The organism is Bacillus sp. FSL K6-1003, from assembly GCF_037964945.1.
GTDB lineage: Bacteria > Bacillota > Bacilli > Bacillales > Bacillaceae > Bacillus > Bacillus mojavensis.
The window spans coordinates 1269372-1291342 of the sequence record NZ_CP150176.1; the positions used below are offsets into that span (position 1 = coordinate 1269372).

Below are 21971 nucleotides of genomic sequence, written 5' to 3' on the forward strand. Positions count from 1 at the left end.
CGGTATATGACGAGTTGTAGATACATCATCTCCTTGAAACATTCAAGGAGATCTTTTTTAAAAAAAAGCTTTGACATTCACGTTACGTTAAAGTGTACGGTTACTGTATAAGGAGGGAGAAGAAATGGAATATACCGTTCAGAAGTTAGCCAAATTAGCGGGAGTCAGCACAAGAACGCTTAGGTATTATGATGAAATTAACCTTTTACAGCCAGCACGTATTAATTCATCTGGATACAGAATTTATGGGGAAAAAGAAGTCAACCAATTACAGCACATTTTATTTTATCGAGAGTTAGGCTTCCAATTAGAGGAGATAAAAAAATTAATCTTTTCCCCATCTTTTGATCGTCAGAAAGCATTAAAGGATCATCATGCAGAGCTTTTAGAAGAAAGAGCCCGGATTGATAGCCTTATCCAAAATGTAGAGAAAACAATTCATGCAGAGGAGAGAAATGAAAAAATGAGAGATGAAGAGAAATTTACCGGATTTAAAAAAGAGCTTGTGGAAGAAAACGAGAGGAAATACGGAGCGGAAATACGCCAAAAGTACGGCAAAGAAGTGGTAGAAGAAGCTAACCAAAAAGTGTTGAATATGACAAAGGAGCAATATGAAGAGCTGACCGCTACAGAGAAAGAAATGTTCGAAAAACTTAAAAAAGCATTTGAAGAAGGAGATCCAAAAAGTGAAGATGCATTGAAAGCGGCGGAATTGCACAAAAAATGGCTTCTTTATCATTGGAGCGACTACAGCAAAGAAGCACATGCAGGTCTAGGGGAGATGTATGTATCAGATGAGCGCTTTAAACGATATTACGATCAACATGGTGAGGGATTAGCTGAATTTCTAAGACAGGTGATCTATGTATATACGGGGAAAGTAAATGATTAAGCGTGCAACTGATGCATGGACGTTATCAGGCGAAAACGATTGCGAAGTTTGAAGCACGATTGAAATAAACAAGAGTATTCCTTGGTAATGATGGGGAATCCTCTTGTTTACTTTCTTCAAAAAGTTTGAAATGTAAGGTAGCGTAGGACCTGTAAAATGTAAAAAGCTTACTAATTGTAAGCTTTTTTGAATGTGTCTTTATAAATGTATGTAAGTATACTTAGCCATAAAGACTAAGCATCCTCGACATCTCTTTCAAATATCATTTCAAAATAAGCAGCTGCTCCATACCCGTCTATACTAGGGGCGAAAATCTGAATAAACTTCCATCCTCTTTGAGCATAGTCACGAATAATTTGTTTGTAGTCTTCTTTGGGCCTTCTTCTCATGGTACTAAGTTCGACTCTAACGAATTCATACTCTTTCATCATGTGATACCTCCTCTAAGGTTATACGAAAGAGCGAGAGAAAAGTTTCCGAAAGATGGGAAAACAAAAGATGAACATACCGAAAATAACTAACGGTTCAAGAACATTCGAGTTCTGATCATATTCACACAGTTCTGATTGACCAGTACCTAATCGTGAGTTGCTGATTTTCAAAAAAAGCCAATGGTCGGAAGCAAGAACGCAGAGCGAGGTACGCCTTGTCCTATCATCTAGATGAACCGGCGATTTAGAAAAAAGGGGGAGAGGATCATAACGGTGCTCCTTTTATGATATTTCAATGGGGCATGTGGAAATGACATATTCTTTACCGAGCCGTGTGGCAATCGCGGATCAGCAAAACAAGTGATAATAACACATATAAAAACGAACAGATCATCAGTATACTCATGAGTGGATAGTGTTTCGCAGAGTATATGAAAAAGTCCAGCTGTGAAATTTGTTTGGGGCTGGTGATGGTGTCAATGCCGTTAAGGAGCTTTGTAAATTTGGCTGTGTAATTCCAATCGAATTGATCTGAAACAAGCTCGCTTCCTTGATACCAATTGACAGCGGCTAAAAACAGAAAAGCCATAAATGAAAATCCAAGCTGAACAACTAAAACAATCCCTTTCATCGTATGCCTCCAAATCAATGAACATGAGAAAAGCAAATCATATATTACCATAATGTAGGCAGTTCGACAATTTTTTCTTTATTTCCGGATTGGGACTATTAATGGAAAAGATCTTAGTCTGGTTTAGTTTCATATTTTAAAATGGATAGATATTATGTATTTTATTGGGATTTTAGTTCTGCCTGGGCGGGTGCTTTTTTACTCTTTCGTCTTTTGTCGCTCTCAGCTATGTGTTATTTTGGATATTGGTGATCATATCCAGAAAGTGATGGTGTCCATGAAAAAAGAATCTCTAAAATACATACTTATTATTTTTTCAATATGTGCAGCTCTTCAGGAAACCGATGACATGAGTATTGCCCATAGCTGGATTTTGACGGAAACCATACGATTTTTGATTTGCACGGCTGTGTTTTTTATCATGACATTTCTATTAGAGACTATTTTTCCAAACAAAAAAGAGTCACATTAATGTGTGGCTCTTTTTGCAACATCATCTGATTAAAAACATTACTAAGGAATCGATCATCATGACAAAAAACAGCAAGCAAAAATAAATGAGCGAGTAGACAAACATATCCTTTGCCCACTTTACGTCATCGTCTGTTTTGAATCCTTGCATGCTTTTTTTGATCCATATACCTCCGAGAACCAAGGCAGTTAAAAAATAAAATGGGCTGATATGGCCGGTGCCGAGAGAAAAAGGAAATAATAGCGTAACTGGCACCAGGACTGCAATATATTGAATCATTTTTACTTTCGTTACATGATTTCCTTTTACAACAGGCAAGAGCGGGACACCAGCCGCTCGATATTCCTCTTTGCGTCTTATCCCAATGGCCCAAAAATGCGGGGGCTGCCACAGAAACATAATGGCATATAACATAACGGCGGTTACACTGATTTCTCCTGTGATGGCACAATAACCGATTAGCGGCGGAGCAGCTCCCGGAAAGCTTCCGACAAATGTGCTCCATACCGAGGCCCGTTTCACCCATACTGTATAGATGATGGCATAAAAAATAAAGGCGGCCAGTCCGAGAATTGCAGGTAAAGGATTGAGGGAATACAGCATGGCAAGACCTGCTATTCCTAAAACAGAGCCATACGTTAAGATTAAAGCCGGCGGCATTTTTCCTGTGACTGAGGCCCTGCTGCGGGTGCGCTCCATTTTTGCGTCCATATGCCGATCAAAATAGTTGTTGTAGACAGTGCCGGAAGCCATGACAAACGCGGTCCCAAGCATTGCCGTCACCATTGTCATGAAAAAAGCGAGTCCCGTTAATGGTTTTTCTGAGCTCACAAATGCGATCCAAAATCCGCCGAAGGCTGCTATTGAGTTTGATATGATAATGCCGGGTTTTGCAAGCTTTATAAAATCGTAAACGGATACCCGGTTCGAGGCTTTTATGTATTTTGTTTCAGAAATCGGAGCAGAAACTCTTGAATTCTCCAAAAATAGACGCCTCCCCCAAAACTGCATGCTTTTGTTATCGTACCAAGAGGCCAGCCAGATCACAATTATTTCCTGTATTTGTCATGATATTGTCAATATTTATACAAAAAAAGGGGAGCTGGACTGCCCCCATTTTCGGTACATAAACCTGCTATCTGTTGTATCCTCCATATCCGCCGCCGTATCCGTACCAAGGGTAGTAAGGAGGGCGCGGGTAGTAGTAAGGCGGACGTGGATAAAACGGATAAAACGGTCTTGGGTAATAATAAGGCGGATAAAAGGGCGGTCTAGGGCGCGGACGCGGGTAGTAATATGGCTGTCTTTCATCAAAAGGGGAAACTTGCTCATACTGGTCGTAATTCACAGGAAATTCCAAGAGGGTTACCTCCCTAGCATTTTTTATTCTGTTTACCTTATTCCTGATATGAGAAATAGGTGTATGTCCATTGACCAGATTGTTTTTTTAATGAGTAAATCCTTAGAAAGGGATTGACAAGAACTTCTAAATCTCCTAATATTACAAATGTGAAATAAATGTTACTTTAATGTTACAAAAACATTTCTCATTGGGAAGAAAAAGCATAAAGAACATTATCTGAATCTATTGATGGAATATAAATCGAAGTGATTACGAAAGAAGGAATTTGTTTTGTTGGGGAAAAGAATCAAATGGTTTCAATTATTGCTAGCAGTAGTTTGTGTGGCAGGGGTCATAGGCTTTTGCCATAATACATCAAAAAAAGAAACGGTCATGAATCAAGTGAAAACCGATTCTCAGTATGGAGATGTAGAGATCGCAACGCTTGTGAATGACGGGAAAACATTTAATTACGCGGTCAACTATCCTGTTTTTAAAAATAAAAAAATGGATGCGGCATTAAAGCGTTTCGCAGAGAAAGAGGTTCGGCAATTTCAAAAGGAAACGAAAGATGCTGACCAGGAGCATACAAAAAAGCGCAATGAACTCAACATCGATTACGAAATCGTTCATTACGCCAAGCAGACAGCGGCAGTGGTCTTTACTGAATATAAATACATAGGCGGCGCTCATGGACAAACCGTGAAAAGAACGTTTAACTTTGATTTTAGTAAGGAAGCCTTTCTTTCTATTGATGATATTTTTAAAAAGGAATCGGATTATTTACAAAAGCTTTCTCTGATCGCTTATCATGAGCTTAAAAAGAATAAGGACATTGCAGCGGACGACGAACTGTTAAAAGAGGGAACTGCACCGGCAAAAGACAATTTCAGCCGTTTTGCCGTCAAGGAAGATTATATCGAGTTTTATTTTGATACATATCAAGTCGCTGCGGGCTATCTGGGAGAGCAGTCGATTGCGATTAAGAAACATCTTTTAAAAGATATATTGAAAGAACAATATATTGATAAAGCGAAAAACAAAAATAAAATCAAAGAACAAAAACCGAAGCACGAAGTCATTTCATTACCCAAAGAAGAAACAATTGATCCGAATAAAAAAGTCATTGCGCTTACTTTCGACGACGGCCCGAATCCTGCGACAACAAATCAGATTTTGGACTCCTTGAAGAAATATGAGGGACATGCAACGTTTTTTGTGCTGGGCAGCAGGGTTCAATATTATCCGGAAACGTTAAAAAGAATGCTGAAAGAAGGGAATGAAGTGGGGAACCACTCATGGAGCCATCCGCTTCTCACAAGGCTTTCAGTGAAAGAGGCATTAAAGCAGATCAATGACACGCAGGACATAATTGAAAAAATAAGCGGGTATCGTCCGGCGCTTGTGCGGCCTCCATATGGGGGCATTAATGATGAACTGCGAAGCAAGCTGAAAATGGATGTCGCGTTATGGGACATTGATCCGGAAGATTGGAAAGACCGAAATAAAAACACAATTGTCAACCGAGTCATGAGCCACGCGGCTGACGGTAAGACGATTTTAGTACACGATATTTACGGCACCTCTGCTGATGCGGCCGATGAGATTATTAAAAGACTGACCGATCAAGGCTACCAATTGGTGACGGTCACTCAGCTTGAAGAGGTAAAAAAACAAAGGGAAGCGAAATAAATGTGGAAAGGCTGTCGCGGGAAATGCCCGTTGGACAGCCTTTTTTCTTTTTAATAAGAGCCTGTGGTTGCCCATACATTCAGGTTGGGGCCTGAATATTTACCGAAAGCGTAGGAGGTTCTCGGGTCTAAGTCATAAACCATAGGCGTATAACAAGATTTTTGGCCTGCCACTGCTTTGCCATTGCCGCCTGCAGAGTCACAGTTATATCTCTTTTTATCTGTGTTCCGGGTAATTTCCGCATTTGCTTCATAGCCTGTTGTCAAGGTGTTGTTCATCGTGATTTTTGCCCATGCCGTTTTGCACGTACTGCTGAACTTGAGCTCGACGACTCCGATGACTTGATTGTTTGCGTTCACTAGGTTAGAAGATTTTTTTGTGGTGGCACTGGACGCACAATCATTGTAATAAGGGCTTTTTCCATCGTAGGCATGCGTTTCCGCATGAGCGGGTGCTCCCTTGACGGCAAAAATAAATACGAATGCGAACAACGCCAAAGACACCTTTTTAACCATTCTTTTCATTTTTTCCTAACCTCCTTAAAATGACAAACAATTAATCATACGGAGGAAAGAGCAAAACATGCATGCTTTTTTGTGAAAAATAAAGGCGGCCGGGAGATGGTGTTTCTTTGCCGCCTTTAGCGTGAAGCTAAGCTTTTAGGTCAATTTTTTGTCCAAGCGTCGGATGCTGAATCAGCTTAAGGGTTTGATCCGCATTTTGCTGGGCAGTGTCCAGCATCTTTTTCGTTAAAGCGATATCAACATTTTGGGCCAGATTTGCTTGATGCATGGCAACTGATAATGCAGGAATATCCATTGCTACACCTCCTATGCCTTTCCTATCGGCGGCCCGCTTTGATTTTATAGGGCAGAAAGGCTTAATTTTTTCTGTTGACCCTTACGCTGCGGCATACCGTATATTTTTCGTAAGGAGGGATTAGGATGAATATCGTAATAGAACAGACCTTTCAGCAATATGAAAAGCTGTTTTCCATGGAAGAACACGAAAGAGAGGACGAGTTTCGGTATACGATGATGGGACCGTTTGAAAAAATGTGGCGCGCCATACAGGTTCCGCTAAAAGCGAAGACACCGAATGGATATGATGTGATGATGGCGGTAAAGATGCTAGGTTATTTGGATGTGTGTGATGCTGAAACCGGACAGAAAGCATTGAGAAAACTGCAGCAATTGCATATTGCCGAGACTGCTGCATCTGCGCTGCAGCAGTGTATACATTTTGCCGAGCGTGAAAAGCTGCGCGTAAATGCGGAAGAAATGAGGTTCGGGCTTTACATTGCTGATCCAAACAAGCTGAAGCTGCAAAAAGGGTATTGCGGGTTTGGGGGAATTCCAGGCTTTATTCACGTTTGGATGTATCCGAACAGCTATAACCTCCTGAGGATTTCATCGATTATTGCCCATGAATTTCATCATAATCTGCGGTTTTCGTATTTTGATTTTCATCGAGGTTCTGTGTCAGTCGGGGATTATCTTGTCATTGAAGGGCTGGCTGAGTCATTTGCGCGGGAGCTCTTTGGCGAAGAACAATTAGGCCCTTGGGTTACTCGCTTTGATCGGGACGATTTGCAATATTCCATTGAAGTTATAAAAGAGGTGCTTGATGTAAAAGGCTTTTCAGAGGTGAGCCGTTACATGTTTGGAGATCAAATAGCGAAAGCGCAAGGCTTCGAGCCGGCGGGATTATCTGCTTTTGCCGGATATGCGGTTGGATATCACGCTGTTCAGTCTTTTATGCATAAACACCGGGTCGATATAAAGGAGGCCACGCTCTTGGATACAGAAACGATTCTGTCTCAGTGCGGACTGTTCGCGACATAAGAAAAAGCGTCACGTCAGCGGCGCTTTTTGATATTTTGATGGAGCAGCTCTATGAGTGTGCAGGTGACAATTCCCATCGTATAAGCTATGATATCGCTCCATAAAAATCCGTACCCCAGCACGAGGCCGCCGAGCGAAGTGTCCCTGATCCGGTCGATCCACTCAGCATGGTACAGCTGGCTGCATTCGATAATAACGCAAAATGAAAGGCTGATAATGCCTGTCGTGATGGTTTTCGTCGTCTGAAACAGAAAGCCGCAGCCCGTAAAAATCATTGCGGCCCACAGCGCATCTCCGAGATAGGCATTGACGCTAGCCGGAAGAAAACTGGAGAACGCTCTTGACCCCAGTCCCAACCCAATGATGAGGATTGTAAAGGCCACATATATGAACCGGTTCCTTCTCATTAATGATTGATACCTCTTCTCGTATTTATCCTCCCATGTATTGTAAGGAATCCATCTTCACTTTGTCCATAAAAAAAGCGGCTGAACAGCCGCAGGTACTTTATCTTGCTCTTAGATTGACATAGTTGGCTGTCTGGTCTTCTCCAATGACGAAATGAAGTTCATAGCGGCCTGTATCATAGATATAGTCGATTTCATCCGTGAATGGGACAGTTAAAATTCGATCGGCGGGGCCAATTTGATCGCTCAGTACATCCGGTGTAACCCCTCCAAGATTCAGCCGGCGTTCTACTCCGGTTCCAAAGTAACGGATTTCTGAAATGGTCATGTCTTTGTTATAGGAAAAGCCGTAGCCGGGATTTCCCATATTCCAGCTGTATAAATCAAACATATTGTTTCCTCCAGCCGGTCTTTCCGGTTCTCCCATCTTGGCATGGACATCCCCTTTTGTGCTTTTGTTCATCGTAAGGCCTTGTACCTGCTGCGGCATTTCACCTGTAAAAGCGGTGTTATAAAGACTTTTTACAAGCTCAGCGGATGATGAGGTTGTTTCTTCAGCAGGCGGATTTGTCTGAGCGGCAGCTTTCGACGGCAGTGCCGTCCCAAAGCCAAAAACAGTACATGACAGTGCTGCCGCCGCTGTTAATGCGGAAATGGTTTTCTTCATGGTTCTCCCTCCCTTTTTGTCTATCATGTCGTTTCCCGGTGTTCGTGCATTAAAACATTCCTATGCGCTCTGTATGTTTTAATCAGTACATGTAAGGGAACTGAAATGGGTAATTCGGTATATAAACGCAAGAAAGGGGAATGGAGATGGCGGACACAAAAAAAGTAACAATTAACGGCGTTGAGTTAGAGACAGCCGGAGACCAGACGGTGCTGCAGCTTTTGAATAACAGTTCAATCGAAGTGCCGCAAGTATGCTATCATCCGAGCCTTGGGCCGATTGAAACATGTGATACGTGTATCGTCAGCATCAATGGTGAGCTGAAGAGATCGTGCTCTGCTGAAATAAAGGATGGCGATGTCATTGATACGGTTTCGTCTAATGTGAAAAAAGCACAGGTCATCGGGATGGATAAAATCTTATATAATCATGAGCTTTACTGTACAGTTTGCGATTACAACAATGGAGGATGCGAAATACATAATACGGTGAAGGAAATGAAAATCAATCACCAAAGCATCCCGTTTGATCATAAGCCTTATCATAAGGATGAGTCCCATCCGTTTTACCGGTATGATCCTGATCAATGTATTTTGTGCGGCCGCTGTGTCGAAGCATGCCAAGATGTACAGGTGACAGAAACACTGACGATTGACTGGGAGCGGGAACGCCCGCGCGTCATTTGGGATCATGACGTGCCGATTAACGAGTCGTCATGTGTGTCGTGCGGCCATTGCTCAACCGTATGTCCGTGCAACGCGATGATGGAAAAAGGAATGGAAGGGGAAGCAGGATATTTAACAGGCATCAATAACAAGTCACTGCGCCCGATGATTGAGATCACGAAAGGCGTAGAGACAGGTTACGGCTCGATTCTCGCCATTTCTGACATGGAATCTGCCATGCGTGATGAACGAATCAAAAAAACCAAAACCGTCTGCACCTATTGCGGTGTCGGCTGCAGTTTTGATGTTTGGACAAAGGGCAGAGATATTCTGAAAGTGGAGCCGCAGGAGGAGGCGCCCGCCAATGGCATTTCCACTTGTGTAAAAGGCAAGTTCGGCTGGGATTTTGTAAACAGCGAGGAGCGTCTGACAAAACCGCTCATCCGCGAAGGCGACCATTTCCGGGAAGCAGAGTGGGAAGAAGCTTTAACACTGATCGCCGGCAAGTTCACTGAATTGAAAGAAGAATATGGCCCTGACTCACTTGCTTTTATCACGTCGTCTAAATGTACGAATGAGGAATCCTACCTGATGCAAAAGCTGGCCAGAGGGGTTATCGGCACAAATAATGTGGATAACTGCTCGCGCTATTGCCAGTCTCCGGCTACTGCCGGACTGTTCCGGACAGTTGGATATGGCGGTGACTCAGGATCGATTACAGATATCGCCCAGGCAGATCTAGTTTTGATTATCGGTTCGAACACGTCAGAGTCGCACCCGGTATTGTCTACCCGCATTAAACGGGCTCACAAGCTGAGAGGGCAGAAGGTCATCGTGGCCGATATCAGAAAACACGAAATGGCTGAGCGTTCTGATCTATTTGTCCAGCCGCGTGCCGGATCAGATATCGTCTGGCTGAATGCCATCGCCAAATATCTGATTGAAAGCGGCAAGGCCGATGAACGCTTTTTGCAGGAAAGGGTCAACGGTCGGGATGAATACGTGAAAAGCCTTGCGCCGTACACACTTGAATATGCAGAGGAGAAAACCGGAATTGATAGACAAACCCTGATCCAAATGGCTGAAATGATTCATGAGGCTGACAGTGTGTGCGCGTTGTGGGCCATGGGTGTGACCCAGCACATTGGAGGCAGCGATACAAGCACTGCGATTTCAAATTTGCTGCTTGTCACAGGTAACTACGGAAAACCGGGTGCGGGTTCTTATCCATTACGCGGCCATAACAACGTCCAGGGGGCAAGTGACTTCGGAAGCATGCCTGACAGCCTGCCGGGCTATGAAAAAGTGAAGGATGAACAAGTCCGCAAGAAATACGAACAAGCCTGGGGTGTGCAGCTGCCGAAGGAGCCGGGCATGACCAACCATGAAATGATTGAAAAAATCCATTCCGGACAGCTGAAAGCGATGTATGTAAAAGGGGAGGAAATGGGTCTTGTCGACTCAAATATCAATCATGTGCACGCCGCATATGAAAAGCTTGATTTCTTTGTTGTGCAGGACATTTTCCTATCTCGGACGGCAGAATTTGCAGATGTTGTTCTTCCTGCGAGCCCGAGCCTTGAAAAAGAAGGAACCTTTACAAATACTGAACGCCGTATTCAGCGTTTATACCAGGTATTTGAACCTCTGGGTGAATCAAAGCCGGACTGGCAGATTATTATGGAGATAGCGAATAAGCTTGGGGCCAATTGGAATTATGAGCATCCTTCCGACATAATGGAAGAAGCTGCAATGCTGTCACCAATTTATGCAGGAGTAACCTATGAACGTCTTGAGGGCTACAATTCCCTGCAATGGCCTGTTCGTGCTGATGGGAAGGATTCGCCTTTACTCTTTACAGAGCGTTTTCCTTTCCCGGACGGCAAAGCGATTCTTTATCCGGTTCAATGGACTGAGCCCGAGGAGTTCGGTGAAGAATATGATATCCATGTAAATAACGGCAGGCTCTTGGAGCATTTCCACGAAGGAAACCTGACGTATAAATCAAAAGGCATTTCTGAAAAAACGCCGCATGTATTCTTAGAAATTTCTCCAGAGCTTGCGGCAGAACGGGGGATTCAGGACGGGACCCTTGTCAGACTCACATCGCCTTTTGGAAATGTGAAGGTGAAATGCCTGATCACCGATCGTGTCAAAGGGAAGGAAGTGTATCTGCCAATGAACGATTCTGGGGAAGCGGCGATTAACCTGTTAACAGGCAGCCACGCGGACAAGGATACCGACACGCCTGCTTACAAAGAAACATCAGCGAAGATGGAAATCTTGAAGCAGGATGGAATCAATCCGCTGCCTAAAATCAATCACCGCAACGGAAACCCGCAGCCGCAAATTGGTGTGCAGGTTCATAAGAAATGGGCGCGGAAGGATTACATTTTCCCTGGCGACGCAGTGAAAAGGGGGCTTGGGCACAATGGCTAAAGCGATTAAACGCATTCAGAAAGTACAGGTGACCGAAGAAGATCAGCGCAAACGTGATTTAGAAGAAATCGAAGATGCCTTAGTCGACAACAAAGAAGCCATTCTGGAGACGCTGCAAATGCTTGGGCACATGAACGATCGGGGCGTACTGCCCTTGCTCCGCGGTCTTTTTGGCCAAGGTGATAAAGTCCTTGACATCCTAGTGAAAAAGGCAGATACAGAGGAAACGGCCAATATGCTTAAAAACCTGCTTCTCCTGTTTGGAACGCTTGGCATGCTGGATGTCAAACAGCTGGAGCCGCTCATTTTGAAAGTGAATGCCGGTGTGGCGAACGCGGTAGAACAGAAGAACAGTGAAGAGAAAACAGGTTATTTTGATATCATCCGGTCGCTTAAAGACCCGGAAATCAACAAAGCGGTTACGCTGCTGTTCTCCTTTTTAAAAGGAATGGGACAAGATACAAAGGAGCTGGAACGCACAACTCAGCCTCCGGAGCATCAAAAACATCATCAGGAACCCCGAGAGAAAAGGGGAATGGATAAGCGAGATTGACCACCCACCCGAGCCGGCTGCTGCCAGCTCGGGTTTTTTGATGAAAAGGTCTAATGGACTAGTGAAAAATGTTCAAATACTAGAAAGAAGTGACTTTGTAATGAATGATGTAGATAAATTTGCTACTTTCTTACCTGTTAAGAAAAGGAAAAATATGATTATAATAGAAAACGATTACTTTAGATGGGGGAACAGTCATGAGAAAAGTCTTATTACTATTATTTGTACTGACGATCGGGTTTGCGCTTTCAGCGTGCAGCCAATCAAGCGATGCGTCTGAAAAGGAAAAGCCGAAAGAAAAAAAATCGCAAGAAGAGCTTGAAAAGGAACTTGATAAGGAACTGAAAAAAGGCGGTGAGCCGAAGATTAAAAAAGATGATCAAATACATAAAATAGGAGAAACGTTTAAAGCGGGACATACGAATTTTACAGTGAATAAAGTTGATAGAGTGCAAAAAGGTGAATATTCGAAATTTGGAGGAGCTGTAGGCTCGAAGCCAAAAACAATAAAAGATGATGAGGAACGGCTCATTATAGAAGTTACGATAGAAAACATAGGGAAAGATTCAGTGCAATACAATTTTCTCGGGTTAGACTTAAAAGACAAGAAAAATCAATCAGTCCAGCCGGTTTTTTCAATAGAAGAGAAGGGCAGGATCCTGATGACAGGAACACTGACACCAGGGAAAAAGGTTACAGGTGTACTCAGTTATGTCATCCCTAAAGGAGAACAGAAACATTACACACTGGTATATAATCCGTTTTTAGCTGATACAAATAGCAGTAATACTGAAGAGAGAGTAAAGGACGATATTGATTATTTGGTGAAATTAGATTAGAACTTGATTTAAAGTTGCACGTTTTTCATTAGTGAAACGTGCATTTTTTATAGAGAAAAATAACTTGAAAGGACGAGTGATAAACGTGCAAACCAAGTGGCTTGAACGGGCCCAGCGGATTCAGGCGATCGCACAGTCGGGGCTTGCTTTTTCCAAGGATGTGTATGACAGGGAAAGGTACGAAGAGCTGATGAAGCTCAGCTCAGAGATGATGGCGGATTACTCGAAGAAGGACATTGAAGTCATCACTGATTTATGGAAAGGCGAGAAAGGCTACCCGACACCGAAGGCGGATGTTCGCGGCGCGGTATTTCGAGAGAATTGCATATTGCTTGTCCGGGAGAAGCATGACGAGCTGTGGTCACTTCCGGGCGGGTTTTGCGAAATTGGTTTATCGCCCGCTGAAAATGTGATCAAGGAAATCAAAGAAGAGTCGGGGTACGATACAGTGCCTTCTCAATTACTGGCCGTGCTGGACAGTCATAAGCATCCTCACCCCCCTCAGCCTTATCATTACTATAAGATCTTCATTGAATGCAGCATAACGGGCGGGCAGCAGAAAACCGGGATCGAGACGAACCATGCCGCTTTTTTTCCGGAAGACAGGCTCCCGCCGCTTTCTCCGAAACGAAACACTCAGTCACAGCTCAGCATGCTTTTTGACTTTCAGCGTCATCCGGATAAGAAAACCGTATTTGATTAAACAAAAAAGAGCCGGAGGCTCTTTTTTGTTTTACAAGACAATATGTTTTTGGCTGGCAAGCTTCAGAAGGGTTAGTACCGAATCAGCTTGTTTATGGCCGAGCCTTTGTTTTAGTTTGCTTTCTTCAACTAAACGGCTTCCATATATGTCGACAGAGGCTTTGTCAACGACAGTATGCCAGTTTTCCTGTTTTGATCCCTCAACGAGCGGCTTTGAATGTCTCTCAGAAAAAGAGAACACAAACAATACAAATGCAAGTGAAAGTACGATGCCGACAACGAGTTTCTTGCGGTTGATCTGTGCTGTCATTTGTTCTCTCCTTCACCATTTTACTTTCTATTTAATCATATCTTTCGCTTGGATTACATAATGGAAAAGTCATCTTTTAAAGTAGTGCTTATGTTGCGAATGAGGATGGCATGTGAGATTTTCATAAGCTATTGATTGCGGTTCTTATATGGATGGGCATGCCTAAGGTCACATTGTGAATCAAATCGGGTGTGCGTAATAGAAAAAAATTGAAAGATTATGGTAAGATGAACAACATTCGAGGGGGATTATATGATGCCTGCACCGGCATCTTGAAAACCTGCCTGCTGTTTCAGACGACAAAATGGATATCCCTCTTTTTTTCGATAGCAGGAGGTGGTGAAGTTCGTCAATTGCTGAATCTTTTCTTTCATGGGGAGGGGAAACGCATGAATGTGGTAAATCGGCGACAAGCTTTGCAGCGTGCATTGATGAACGGAAAAAATAACCAGGATGCTTATCATCCGTTTCCGTGGTACGAATCGATGAGAAAGGAAGCGCCTGTTTCCTTTGATGAAGAAAATGAAGTGTGGAGCGTTTTTCTTTATGATGATGTCAAAAAAGTCATTGGGGATAAAGAGCTTTTCTCCAGTTATATGCCGGAGCAGACAAGTTCTATCGGAAATTCGATCATTAATATGGACCCGCCAAGGCATACGCAAATCCGTTCTGTTGTGAATAAAGCGTTCACACCGCGCGTGATGAAGCAATGGGAACCGAGAATTCAGGAAATCACAGATGAACTGATCCAAAAATTTCAGGGACGAAGCGAGTTTGATTTGGTTCAAGATTTCTCATATCCGCTTCCTGTCATTGTGATATCCGAGCTTTTAGGCGTGCCTTCAGAGCATATGGATGCGTTTAAGACATGGTCTGATATATTGGTGAGCACACCAAGGGATGGAAGTGAGGAGGCGGAGAAAGTCTTTCTGGAAGAGCGAAACAAGTGCGAGGAAGAACTGGCCGCGTTTTTTGCCGGCATCATAGAAGAAAAACGGAAGAAACCGGAACAAGACATCATCTCCATTTTAATTAAAGCGGAAGAAACCGGCGAAAAGCTTTCTGGAGAAGATCTGATTCCGTTTTGTACATTGCTGCTGGTGGCGGGAAACGAAACGACAACGAACTTGATTTCAAACGCGATGTACAGCATTTTAGACACGCCGGGTGCCTATGACGAATTGCGGCGGCATCCAGAGCTGGTGCCTCAGGCGGTGGAGGAAGCTCTGCGTTTCAGAGCGCCCGCACCTCTTTTGAGGCGCATTGCCAAGCGGGATACGGAGATCGGAGGGCATCAGATGAAAAAAGGTGATATGGTTCTGGCTTTTGTGGCATCAGCAAATCGTGATGAAGCGAAGTTTGACAGGGCGCACATGTTTGATATTCACCGCCATCCCAATCCGCATATTGCGTTTGGCCACGGCATTCATTTTTGTCTCGGGGCTCCGCTTGCACGGCTTGAAGCAAAGATCGCGTTAACATCCTTGATTTCTGCTTTTCCTCATATGGAATGCGTCAGTATCACTCCGATTAAAAACAGTGTGATATACGGATTAAAAAGCTTCCGTGTGAAAATTTAATAGATAAGGAGACTGGAGATTCATGAAAAAGCACCATATTTCGATTATCAACATCCCGGCGTACGGGCATGTCAATCCTACGCTTGCATTAGTGGAGAAGCTTTGTGAGAAAGGGCATCGTGTCACATATGCGACGACTGAGGAGTTCGCCGCCAGTGTTCAGCAAGCCGGTGCAGAAGCATTGATCTATCATACATCCTTGAATATTGATCCTAAGCAAATCAGGGAGATGATAGAAAAAAATGAGACGCCGATCAGTATCTTAAAAGAATCACTTAGCATTCTTCCGCAGCTTGAGGATTTATATCAGAATGATCATCCTGATCTGATTATCTATGATTTTATTGCGCTAGCGGGAAAATTGTTTGCTGACAAGCTTCATATACCGGTCATCAAGCTTTGTTCCTCATATGCCCAAAATGAATCCTTTCAGCTCGGAAGTGAAGACATGCTGTTAAAAATGAAAGAAGCAGAGGCTGAATTTAAAGCCTATTTGGAGCAAGAGCAATTGCCGGCTGTTTCATTTGAACAGTTAGCTGTGCCGGAAGCATTAAATATTGTCTTTATGCCGAAGTCTTTTCAGATTCAGCATGAGACGTTCGATGACCGTTTCTGTTTTGTCGGCCCATCTCTTGGGAAACGGACGGAACAAGAAAGTTTAGAAATTGAAAAGGGTGATGGCCCGCTTATGCTGATTTCATTGGGAACGGCGTTTAACGCATGGCCGGAATTTTACAAGATGTGCATCGAGGCATTTCGGAATTCTTCATGGCAAGTGATTATGTCTGTCGGGAAAACGATTGATCCTGAAAGCCTGGATGAGATCCCTGCTAACTTTACCATTCGCCAAAGCGTGCCGCAGCTTGAGGTATTGGCGAAAGCCGATTTGTTTATTTCTCATGGCGGGATGAACAGTACGATGGAGGCGATGAATGCCGGTGTGCCGCTCGTCGTCATTCCGCAAATGTATGAGCAGGAGCTCACTGCAAAGCGTGTCGATGAATTAGGCCTTGGCGTTTATTTGCAGAAAGAAGAAGTGACTGTTTCCAGGCTTCAGGAAGCGGTTCAGGCGGTATCCGGTGATCAAGAGGTGCTCAGCCGCGTCAAGAATATGCAAAAGGATGTAAAAGAAGCAGGCGGAGCGGAGCGTGCGGCAGCTGAGATTGAAGCGTTTATAAAAAAATCCGCTGTACCGCAGTAACATAAAAACCGAAATCAATTTGATTTCGGTTTTCTGTTTAAATGTTTTTTTTCATCCCGCATCTACGGCATTCTCTCAAAAACTTTCCGCCTTTTACGGAGCTTTTGAACAGTGTGTAGTCACAATTGTCGCAGCGCCCGCTGTGGACGTCCGGATATTCGTTGAATTCGTAAATTACCGATGTGTCGTAGCCTTTTGTTTCGTATTCTTCTTTTATTTCCATGATCGATCCTCCGTTAAAAAAACGTGTCTATTGTTTATATTATAGCATGCACCCGGTGTATTCAACGGGTAATGAGAGGCATTTGGTTCATCTTGATTTCTCCTTTGATTTGCGACACAATAGCTTTATTAAAGGTTATATACATATAAAGCCTAAGCTGGCAAAGAGGAGAGGAACGGATATGGGGAAAGGTTTACATGGAAAACGCGTTGCGATCGGCGGTTCTCGGAAAACCGAAGAAATCAGCACAATCATTGAAAAACAGGGTGGAATTCCTGTCGTCCGTTCTCTCCAAGGAACGGTATATTTGGCAGAGGAACAGGTGGAGCCGGAGCTGCGCAAATTTGCGGAAGAAAAAGCCGATTGGGTGATCTTTACGACAGGCATCGGTACGGAGACGCTTGTGAAGATGGCAGAGAAAATCGGCGTAAAGGACGAGTTCCTGCTGGCGATTCGCCAGGCTAAAGCGGCATGCCGAGGGTACAAAACATTGTCTGCGTTAAAAAAGCTCGGAATCACAGCAGAGGCTTCTGATGAAGATGGGACAACCAGCGGATTGATCCGGTCCTTGGAGCCTTACGATTTTTCAGGAAAAAAAGTAATGGTGCAGCTCCACGGAGAAAATGCACCCGCCCTTATAGCATTTTTGAAAGAAAAAGGAGCTTCAGTTTTGCCGATCCTTCCATATCAGCATATCCCGCCAGAGAAGGAAACGGTGGAACAGTTATGCCGAGAACTGCTGAATGGTGAATTGGATGCTGTTTGTTTTACCACGGCGATTCAGGTTCGTTCTCTGTTTGATTTTGCCAAGGAGCGCGGCTTTATCAATGAAGTGAAGGCTGTATTCGAAGAGCGTGTCATCGCAGCGGCTGTCGGAAAAGTGACTGCTGAAGCGCTGCGGGAAGAAGGTATTACAAGGCTGCTTGCACCGGAGATTGAGCGGATGGGCGCGATGATTATTGAGCTGTCCAAGTATTATGAAGAAAAGGAATAACCAGTACAAAAGCCGCTTTCCAAATGGGAAGCGGCTTTGTCGTTATCCATTTTCCTTTAATTGCTGATGCGCGGTGAATAATGACGGGTATGTCAGTACGCTGAGTATGACACATGTCAGCGCAGCGGACGCCATCGTTGTAAAAACAATCAAAAGCTGAAAGCGAACCGCCTGAATCGGATCGGCGCCCGCTAAGATTTGGCCGGTCATCATGCCGGGAAGCTGGACAAGCCCAAGTGTTTTCTGGCTTTCCAGCGTTGGGATCATACTCATTTTCATAGCGGAAGTCAGGATATGCTGTATGGATTGTTTTGGTGTGCCGCCAAGCGACAAAATCAATTGAATTTCTTCTTTGCGCACCCCGACCTCGGAGCTGAGCCGGTTTAAAAAAAGGCTCGCGAGCACCATTGAATTTCCAATGACCATTCCGCTGATCGGGATGACATACCGTGCGGTAAGCGGGATGATGTGAAGCGCCAGAAGAATACCTTGGGTGACGATTTCTACAATCGCTAAGGCCAGAAACACCCTCCAAAAAGAACCGATTTTCATTTTCTTTCTTTTGACGACGTTTTGGGCTGCCACCCCCAGCATTAACAGCACCATCAGCAGGATAAACACAGGGTGGTCTCCATGAAATATCAGCGATAGCACATAACCGATCACAAGCAGCTGTACCGCCGCCCGGATCGTTGCGATTATCATATCTTTTTCAACGTCGGCTTTAAAGGATTTTGATAAAAACAAGGCAATCAGCACAAAGATCATGGTTAATGAGAGAGAAAGGTAATCCATTACCGTGTGCCTCCCTTCAAAAATTCACGGGCTGCTTCATGCTGAGGACGCGAGAAAAATGTGTCTGTCTCCGCGATTTCCAACAGCCGGCCATCAGCCATAAACCAAATGGTATCGGCTACTCGTTTCGCCTGTTCCATGTTATGGGTCACCCACATCACCGTCAGTTTTTTCTCTTGATGCTGCTTTTTGATTAGCTCTTCAATCTCCAGAGCAGAAACAGGGTCCAGGGCAGATGTAATTTCGTCCAATAATAGGATGGAGGAAGGGTTTGCGAGTGTTCTGGCAAGTGAGAGCCTTTGCCGCTGTCCGCCGGATAAATCCTTGGCGCTCCTGTCTAACAGCTCTGGAGACAGGCCTGTCAATGAAGCGAGCTCTTCAGGAGAGTAAAGCTGGGTTTGATGCAGCTTCTGTACCAGACTCAAATTGTCACGCACCGTTCCGTCAAGGACGGGAGCGGATTGAAAGGCGAGTGCGGCCGTCCGCCTTAGTTTATTCACATTCCAGTCTCTGACTTCCTTTCCGTAAATCTTCACTTCACCGTGATCCGGTGTTTTCATCAAATTACACATGGACAGCAGTGTGCTTTTACCTGAACCGGAAGGGCCCAAAACGGTCACGATTGCTCCCTGTTGAATGTCTCCGGTGACAGCCTTCAATACGTCATAGGTTTGTCCCTCTTGTTCATAGCTTTTTCGCACAGATGTGAATGAGATCGCTGGTATATCGTCTTTTTGATTGTTTGCTTCCATTAAAATATCACCTTTCAGTTAAGTGGGCTTAGACTCTACATAAATATAACGTGAAACAGGTCTCTTTTGGAAGGAGTTAAAAAAGAAAGGAGAACGGGTTTTCGCCCATTCTCCAGCCGCTGCTATACAGTCAGATTTGACTGCGTTTTCTTTTTGGGTTTTTGTTGGGAAGCGAAGGTATGTAGCACCATTCCGGCAATAATGATCATTAAGCCGGTAAACGATAAAATGGAAGGGAAAACTCCTGACAGCAGGATTATTTCACCAAGCAAAGCGAATATCACTTCCCCGGATTGTGTTGCTTCAACAGCAGCGAGCTTTTGCGGGTTATCCCTTACCATATCCGTTGCCCAGAAAAATAAAACGGTCGCAATGATGCCTGAGCTGACGGCAACGATAAAGGATTGAACGGTTTGCCCCGCTGTCGGAAGGCCATCTGACCACCAGCCGTAAGCTGCCAATACAAGCCAGAATGGAAGGCTTGCAAGGGTCATTCCCAGCACGCGCTGAAATGTATCAAGCCTGCCTCCGTATTGCTCAAGCATTCTCCGGTTTCCCAGCGGGTAGGCGAAAGCCGCGATGACAACCGGCAGCACGCTGAAGAGCAGCATTTTTCCGGAAAGCGATTCTGCATGCTGGAGCTGTATCAGTGCCGCTCCGATCAGAATGACGACGGAAGTGCCCAGTGAAACAAGGGGAATCTTTTGCCGAACGAGCAAAGTGCCTCCAGGCGTGTCTTTTTTCTCATAGAAAAATGGAGACAGCAGCACACCGGCTACAATGGTAATTTGCCATGTTCCGGCTACGAGCCAGCCCGGTCCGAATGCGGCGGCAAACGTGATTGGCGCATAAAAAAGCACAAAGCCGACAAAGCTCCACTTTATCCAAAATAACGGCTTTTTCCGCATTTCTTGTAAAAGAGGAACGAACTTCCCTTTCATTATGACAATCAGACATAAAAACGGAACCATAAATATAAAGCGTAACGAGGCGCTCCAAAGCCAGCTGCCTCCGGATAATTCCATCGCCCTGTTTAAAATAAAGGTAACGGCGAAAAAGAGAGAAGCCAATATTCCGATTACAATTGCTTTCATCAAATCCCTCATTCTGGCATTATTTTTTTATACTATACTACCCGGGATGATACAGATCAACGGAATTGTGAGAAAATAATGATGTTTTACAGATCAATAGATGTGGAAGACAGAAATAGGGAGGCGAGATGATGGAAACAGAAACGTACTTTTTTCAGGATGACGGAAGGATTCCAAATCACCCTGATTTTCCGCTCGTTATCTATAAAAATGTTTTTATGGGACGTGCTGAACTGGCAGAGCGGATCGTCAACCGGCATGGCTGGCTAAACAGCTGGTCGGGCAGTGTTTTTCCATACCATCATTATCATAGCAACACGCATGAAGTCCTAATCGCAGTCCGAGGGGAGGCTGTTATTCAATTTGGGGGAGAAAAAGGAGCTGCTATTCCTATCAAAACGGGCGACGCAGCGGTCATTCCAGCCGGCGTCGGGCATAAAAAGCTAAGCGCGAGCCCGGATTTTACCGTGATCGGCGCTTATCCAGAAGGTTCTCGGTATGATATAAAGACGGGAAAGCCGGATGAAAGAGCGGCTGCAATAGAGAATATAGAGCAAGCAGTACTTCCGGCATTGGATCCAGTTACAGGAAAAAGAGAACCTCTATTGGACATATGGGTAAGTCGCAGGGGAGAAAATTGTTGGATTGTCAATAACTAGTGCTGAAGAAATGTTATGACACGGGCACCATATAAATTAATTTCATAATCGAAGCAATTCACGTTCAAATTTTGTTCAAAAAGTGTTATCATATAGAAGGTAATCAAATTGGAGTTTTTTATGTTTGCTATTTTCAGAGAGAGTAAAGGATTTTGACTTATTCAATGGTTTATTTTTGAGATAAAAATAATACTGAATATGGCAAGATGAAAAACTGGGTAGTAAACATTTATTTTTGCGAATGATTGTGCACGAATTCACAATCCTTCTTCTCATGCTTTCAAACATGAGATCAGGGAGAGGCACTACCCTTTCCAAAAAATCAGCATACTGCTTATAGTAAAGGAGAATTGGATATGCCAGAAACAATCGATCAAACAAATGCGTCTGTCAGCCAAAGCCAGCAAGATCTTATTGATCAGCTGTTAAAGCCAGAAGTTCAAGAATCACTGACTGTTTTAGTTGACCAGCTTCCAAAGCTGACTGAGTTAGTGAATATTTTAACGAAGTCTTATGATTTCGCTCAGTCTGTTGCGACTGACGAAGTATTGAAAAGCGATACAGTCGGTGCGATCACTGAAATTCTTGAGCCTGTAAAAGAAACAGCAAAAGAAGTGGCTGCGACTGCAATCGAAGCGAAAGACCGCGCGGATGCTAGCAACGAAACGATTGGACTTTTCGGCCTGTTGCGCATGCTGAAAGATCCTCAAGCTCAAAAGCTGTTCCGTTTTGCTAACAGCTACCTTGAAATCATGAACGAAAAACAAAAATAATCTCAGATTCAAAT

Annotated in this window: 25 protein-coding genes; 12 read left to right on the forward strand and 13 right to left on the reverse strand. The window is 44.0% G+C overall.

Annotated features, from left to right (window positions below; genetic code table 11):
* Positions 1-124: 124 nt before the first annotated feature.
* Positions 125-892 (forward strand): MerR family transcriptional regulator, encoded by a 768-nt coding sequence (locus tag NSU16_RS06545; RefSeq protein ID WP_268505389.1) that lies wholly within the window; start codon positions 125-127, stop codon positions 890-892.
* Positions 893-1125: 233 nt separating this feature from the next.
* Here the strand turns inward: NSU16_RS06545 and NSU16_RS06550 are convergent, their stop codons facing one another.
* The 4 genes from NSU16_RS06550 to NSU16_RS06565 form a co-directional block, all read right to left on the reverse strand.
* Complete coding sequence (locus NSU16_RS06550) at positions 1126-1320, reverse strand: DUF4177 domain-containing protein (protein WP_229147881.1); 195 nt, start codon at positions 1318-1320, stop codon at positions 1126-1128.
* Positions 1321-1645: 325 nt separating this feature from the next.
* Complete coding sequence (locus tag NSU16_RS06555) at positions 1646-1954, reverse strand: YjdJ family protein (protein ID WP_010333844.1); 309 nt, start codon at positions 1952-1954, stop codon at positions 1646-1648.
* 493 nt (positions 1955-2447) lie between these two features.
* Entirely contained in the window at positions 2448-3437 is a 990-nt protein-coding gene (gene cyoE / locus NSU16_RS06560; protein ID WP_339192659.1) for a heme o synthase, read from the reverse strand.
* Positions 3438-3561: 124 nt separating this feature from the next.
* Positions 3562-3786 carry a spore coat protein gene (locus tag NSU16_RS06565; protein WP_168747466.1) on the reverse strand — a complete coding sequence of 75 codons (225 nt, stop codon included), beginning with the start codon at positions 3784-3786 and terminating at the stop codon, positions 3562-3564.
* 273 nt (positions 3787-4059) lie between these two features.
* On the opposite strand from NSU16_RS06565, the gene NSU16_RS06570 reads away from it, so the two are divergent.
* Positions 4060-5460 carry a polysaccharide deacetylase family protein gene (locus NSU16_RS06570; RefSeq protein WP_168747467.1) on the forward strand — a complete coding sequence of 467 codons (1401 nt, stop codon included), beginning with the start codon at positions 4060-4062 and terminating at the stop codon, positions 5458-5460.
* Between the two features lie 50 nt (positions 5461-5510).
* On the opposite strand, the gene NSU16_RS06575 is transcribed toward NSU16_RS06570, so the two are convergent.
* Entirely contained in the window at positions 5511-5984 is a 474-nt protein-coding gene (locus tag NSU16_RS06575; protein WP_168747468.1) for a YjfA family protein, read from the reverse strand.
* A gap of 127 nt (positions 5985-6111) precedes the next feature.
* A complete protein-coding gene (locus NSU16_RS06580) occupies positions 6112-6279 on the reverse strand; it encodes a YjfB family protein (RefSeq protein WP_010333849.1) in 168 nt (55 codons plus the stop codon).
* Between the two features lie 125 nt (positions 6280-6404).
* Between NSU16_RS06580 and NSU16_RS06585 the strand changes: the two genes are divergently transcribed.
* Positions 6405-7304: a DUF2268 domain-containing protein gene (locus NSU16_RS06585; protein ID WP_339192349.1), complete on the forward strand. Its 900-nt coding sequence runs from the start codon at positions 6405-6407 to the stop codon at positions 7302-7304.
* A gap of 14 nt (positions 7305-7318) precedes the next feature.
* On the opposite strand, the gene NSU16_RS06590 is transcribed toward NSU16_RS06585, so the two are convergent.
* Positions 7319-7711 (reverse strand): DUF2809 domain-containing protein, encoded by a 393-nt coding sequence (locus tag NSU16_RS06590; RefSeq protein WP_339192351.1) that lies wholly within the window; start codon positions 7709-7711, stop codon positions 7319-7321.
* A 100-nt stretch (positions 7712-7811) separates the two neighbouring features.
* A complete protein-coding gene (locus NSU16_RS06595; RefSeq protein WP_339192353.1) occupies positions 7812-8378 on the reverse strand; it encodes a YjgB family protein in 567 nt (188 codons plus the stop codon).
* A gap of 146 nt (positions 8379-8524) precedes the next feature.
* On the opposite strand from NSU16_RS06595, the gene fdhF reads away from it, so the two are divergent.
* From fdhF to NSU16_RS06615, 4 genes are all read left to right on the forward strand, one after another.
* Positions 8525-11482: a formate dehydrogenase subunit alpha gene (gene fdhF, locus NSU16_RS06600; RefSeq protein WP_339192355.1), complete on the forward strand. Its 2958-nt coding sequence runs from the start codon at positions 8525-8527 to the stop codon at positions 11480-11482.
* The gene (locus NSU16_RS06605) at positions 11475-12035 is read left to right on the forward strand and encodes a DUF1641 domain-containing protein (protein ID WP_059292983.1); all 561 of its coding nucleotides are present in this window, start codon (positions 11475-11477) and stop codon (positions 12033-12035) included. The genes fdhF and NSU16_RS06605 overlap by 8 nt, the downstream gene beginning before the upstream one ends.
* Before the next feature lie 197 nt (positions 12036-12232).
* Positions 12233-12874, forward strand: coding sequence for a DUF4352 domain-containing protein (locus NSU16_RS06610; protein ID WP_326191945.1), 642 nt, complete (start codon positions 12233-12235; stop codon positions 12872-12874).
* A gap of 76 nt (positions 12875-12950) precedes the next feature.
* On the forward strand, positions 12951-13577 hold the full coding sequence (locus tag NSU16_RS06615; protein ID WP_339192660.1) for an NUDIX hydrolase: 627 nt from the start codon (positions 12951-12953) through the stop codon (positions 13575-13577).
* 30 nt (positions 13578-13607) lie between these two features.
* Here the strand turns inward: NSU16_RS06615 and NSU16_RS06620 are convergent, their stop codons facing one another.
* Positions 13608-13886: a hypothetical protein gene (locus NSU16_RS06620; RefSeq protein WP_010333857.1), complete on the reverse strand. Its 279-nt coding sequence runs from the start codon at positions 13884-13886 to the stop codon at positions 13608-13610.
* Positions 13887-14275: 389 nt separating this feature from the next.
* Here NSU16_RS06620 and NSU16_RS06625 point away from each other — a divergent pair, with 389 nt between their 5' ends.
* Together NSU16_RS06625 and NSU16_RS06630 are read left to right on the forward strand one after the other, a co-directional pair.
* The gene (locus NSU16_RS06625; protein WP_339192358.1) at positions 14276-15466 is read left to right on the forward strand and encodes a cytochrome P450; all 1191 of its coding nucleotides are present in this window, start codon (positions 14276-14278) and stop codon (positions 15464-15466) included.
* A 22-nt stretch (positions 15467-15488) separates the two neighbouring features.
* On the forward strand, positions 15489-16667 hold the full coding sequence (locus tag NSU16_RS06630; protein WP_339192360.1) for a macrolide family glycosyltransferase: 1179 nt from the start codon (positions 15489-15491) through the stop codon (positions 16665-16667).
* Between the two features lie 37 nt (positions 16668-16704).
* Here the strand turns inward: NSU16_RS06630 and NSU16_RS06635 are convergent, their stop codons facing one another.
* Positions 16705-16890 carry a hypothetical protein gene (locus NSU16_RS06635; protein WP_326191942.1) on the reverse strand — a complete coding sequence of 62 codons (186 nt, stop codon included), beginning with the start codon at positions 16888-16890 and terminating at the stop codon, positions 16705-16707.
* Between the two features lie 181 nt (positions 16891-17071).
* Between NSU16_RS06635 and NSU16_RS06640 the strand changes: the two genes are divergently transcribed.
* Entirely contained in the window at positions 17072-17884 is an 813-nt protein-coding gene (locus tag NSU16_RS06640; RefSeq protein ID WP_268448546.1) for a uroporphyrinogen-III synthase, read from the forward strand.
* Between the two features lie 42 nt (positions 17885-17926).
* Here the strand turns inward: NSU16_RS06640 and fetB are convergent, their stop codons facing one another.
* From fetB to NSU16_RS06655, 3 genes are all read right to left on the reverse strand, one after another.
* The gene (gene fetB, locus NSU16_RS06645; RefSeq protein WP_339192362.1) at positions 17927-18679 is read right to left on the reverse strand and encodes an iron export ABC transporter permease subunit FetB; all 753 of its coding nucleotides are present in this window, start codon (positions 18677-18679) and stop codon (positions 17927-17929) included.
* The gene (locus NSU16_RS06650; protein ID WP_339192364.1) at positions 18679-19431 is read right to left on the reverse strand and encodes an ATP-binding cassette domain-containing protein; all 753 of its coding nucleotides are present in this window, start codon (positions 19429-19431) and stop codon (positions 18679-18681) included. Before NSU16_RS06650 ends, fetB begins: the two co-directional genes overlap by 1 nt.
* A 122-nt stretch (positions 19432-19553) precedes the next feature.
* Positions 19554-20525 (reverse strand): multidrug resistance efflux transporter family protein, encoded by a 972-nt coding sequence (locus tag NSU16_RS06655; protein ID WP_339192366.1) that lies wholly within the window; start codon positions 20523-20525, stop codon positions 19554-19556.
* A 131-nt stretch (positions 20526-20656) separates the two neighbouring features.
* Here NSU16_RS06655 and NSU16_RS06660 point away from each other — a divergent pair, with 131 nt between their 5' ends.
* On the forward strand, positions 20657-21184 hold the full coding sequence (locus NSU16_RS06660; protein ID WP_339192661.1) for a cupin domain-containing protein: 528 nt from the start codon (positions 20657-20659) through the stop codon (positions 21182-21184).
* Positions 21185-21540: 356 nt separating this feature from the next.
* Positions 21541-21957 carry a DUF1641 domain-containing protein gene (locus NSU16_RS06665; RefSeq protein ID WP_010333866.1) on the forward strand — a complete coding sequence of 139 codons (417 nt, stop codon included), beginning with the start codon at positions 21541-21543 and terminating at the stop codon, positions 21955-21957.
* Positions 21958-21971 lie beyond the last annotated feature (14 nt).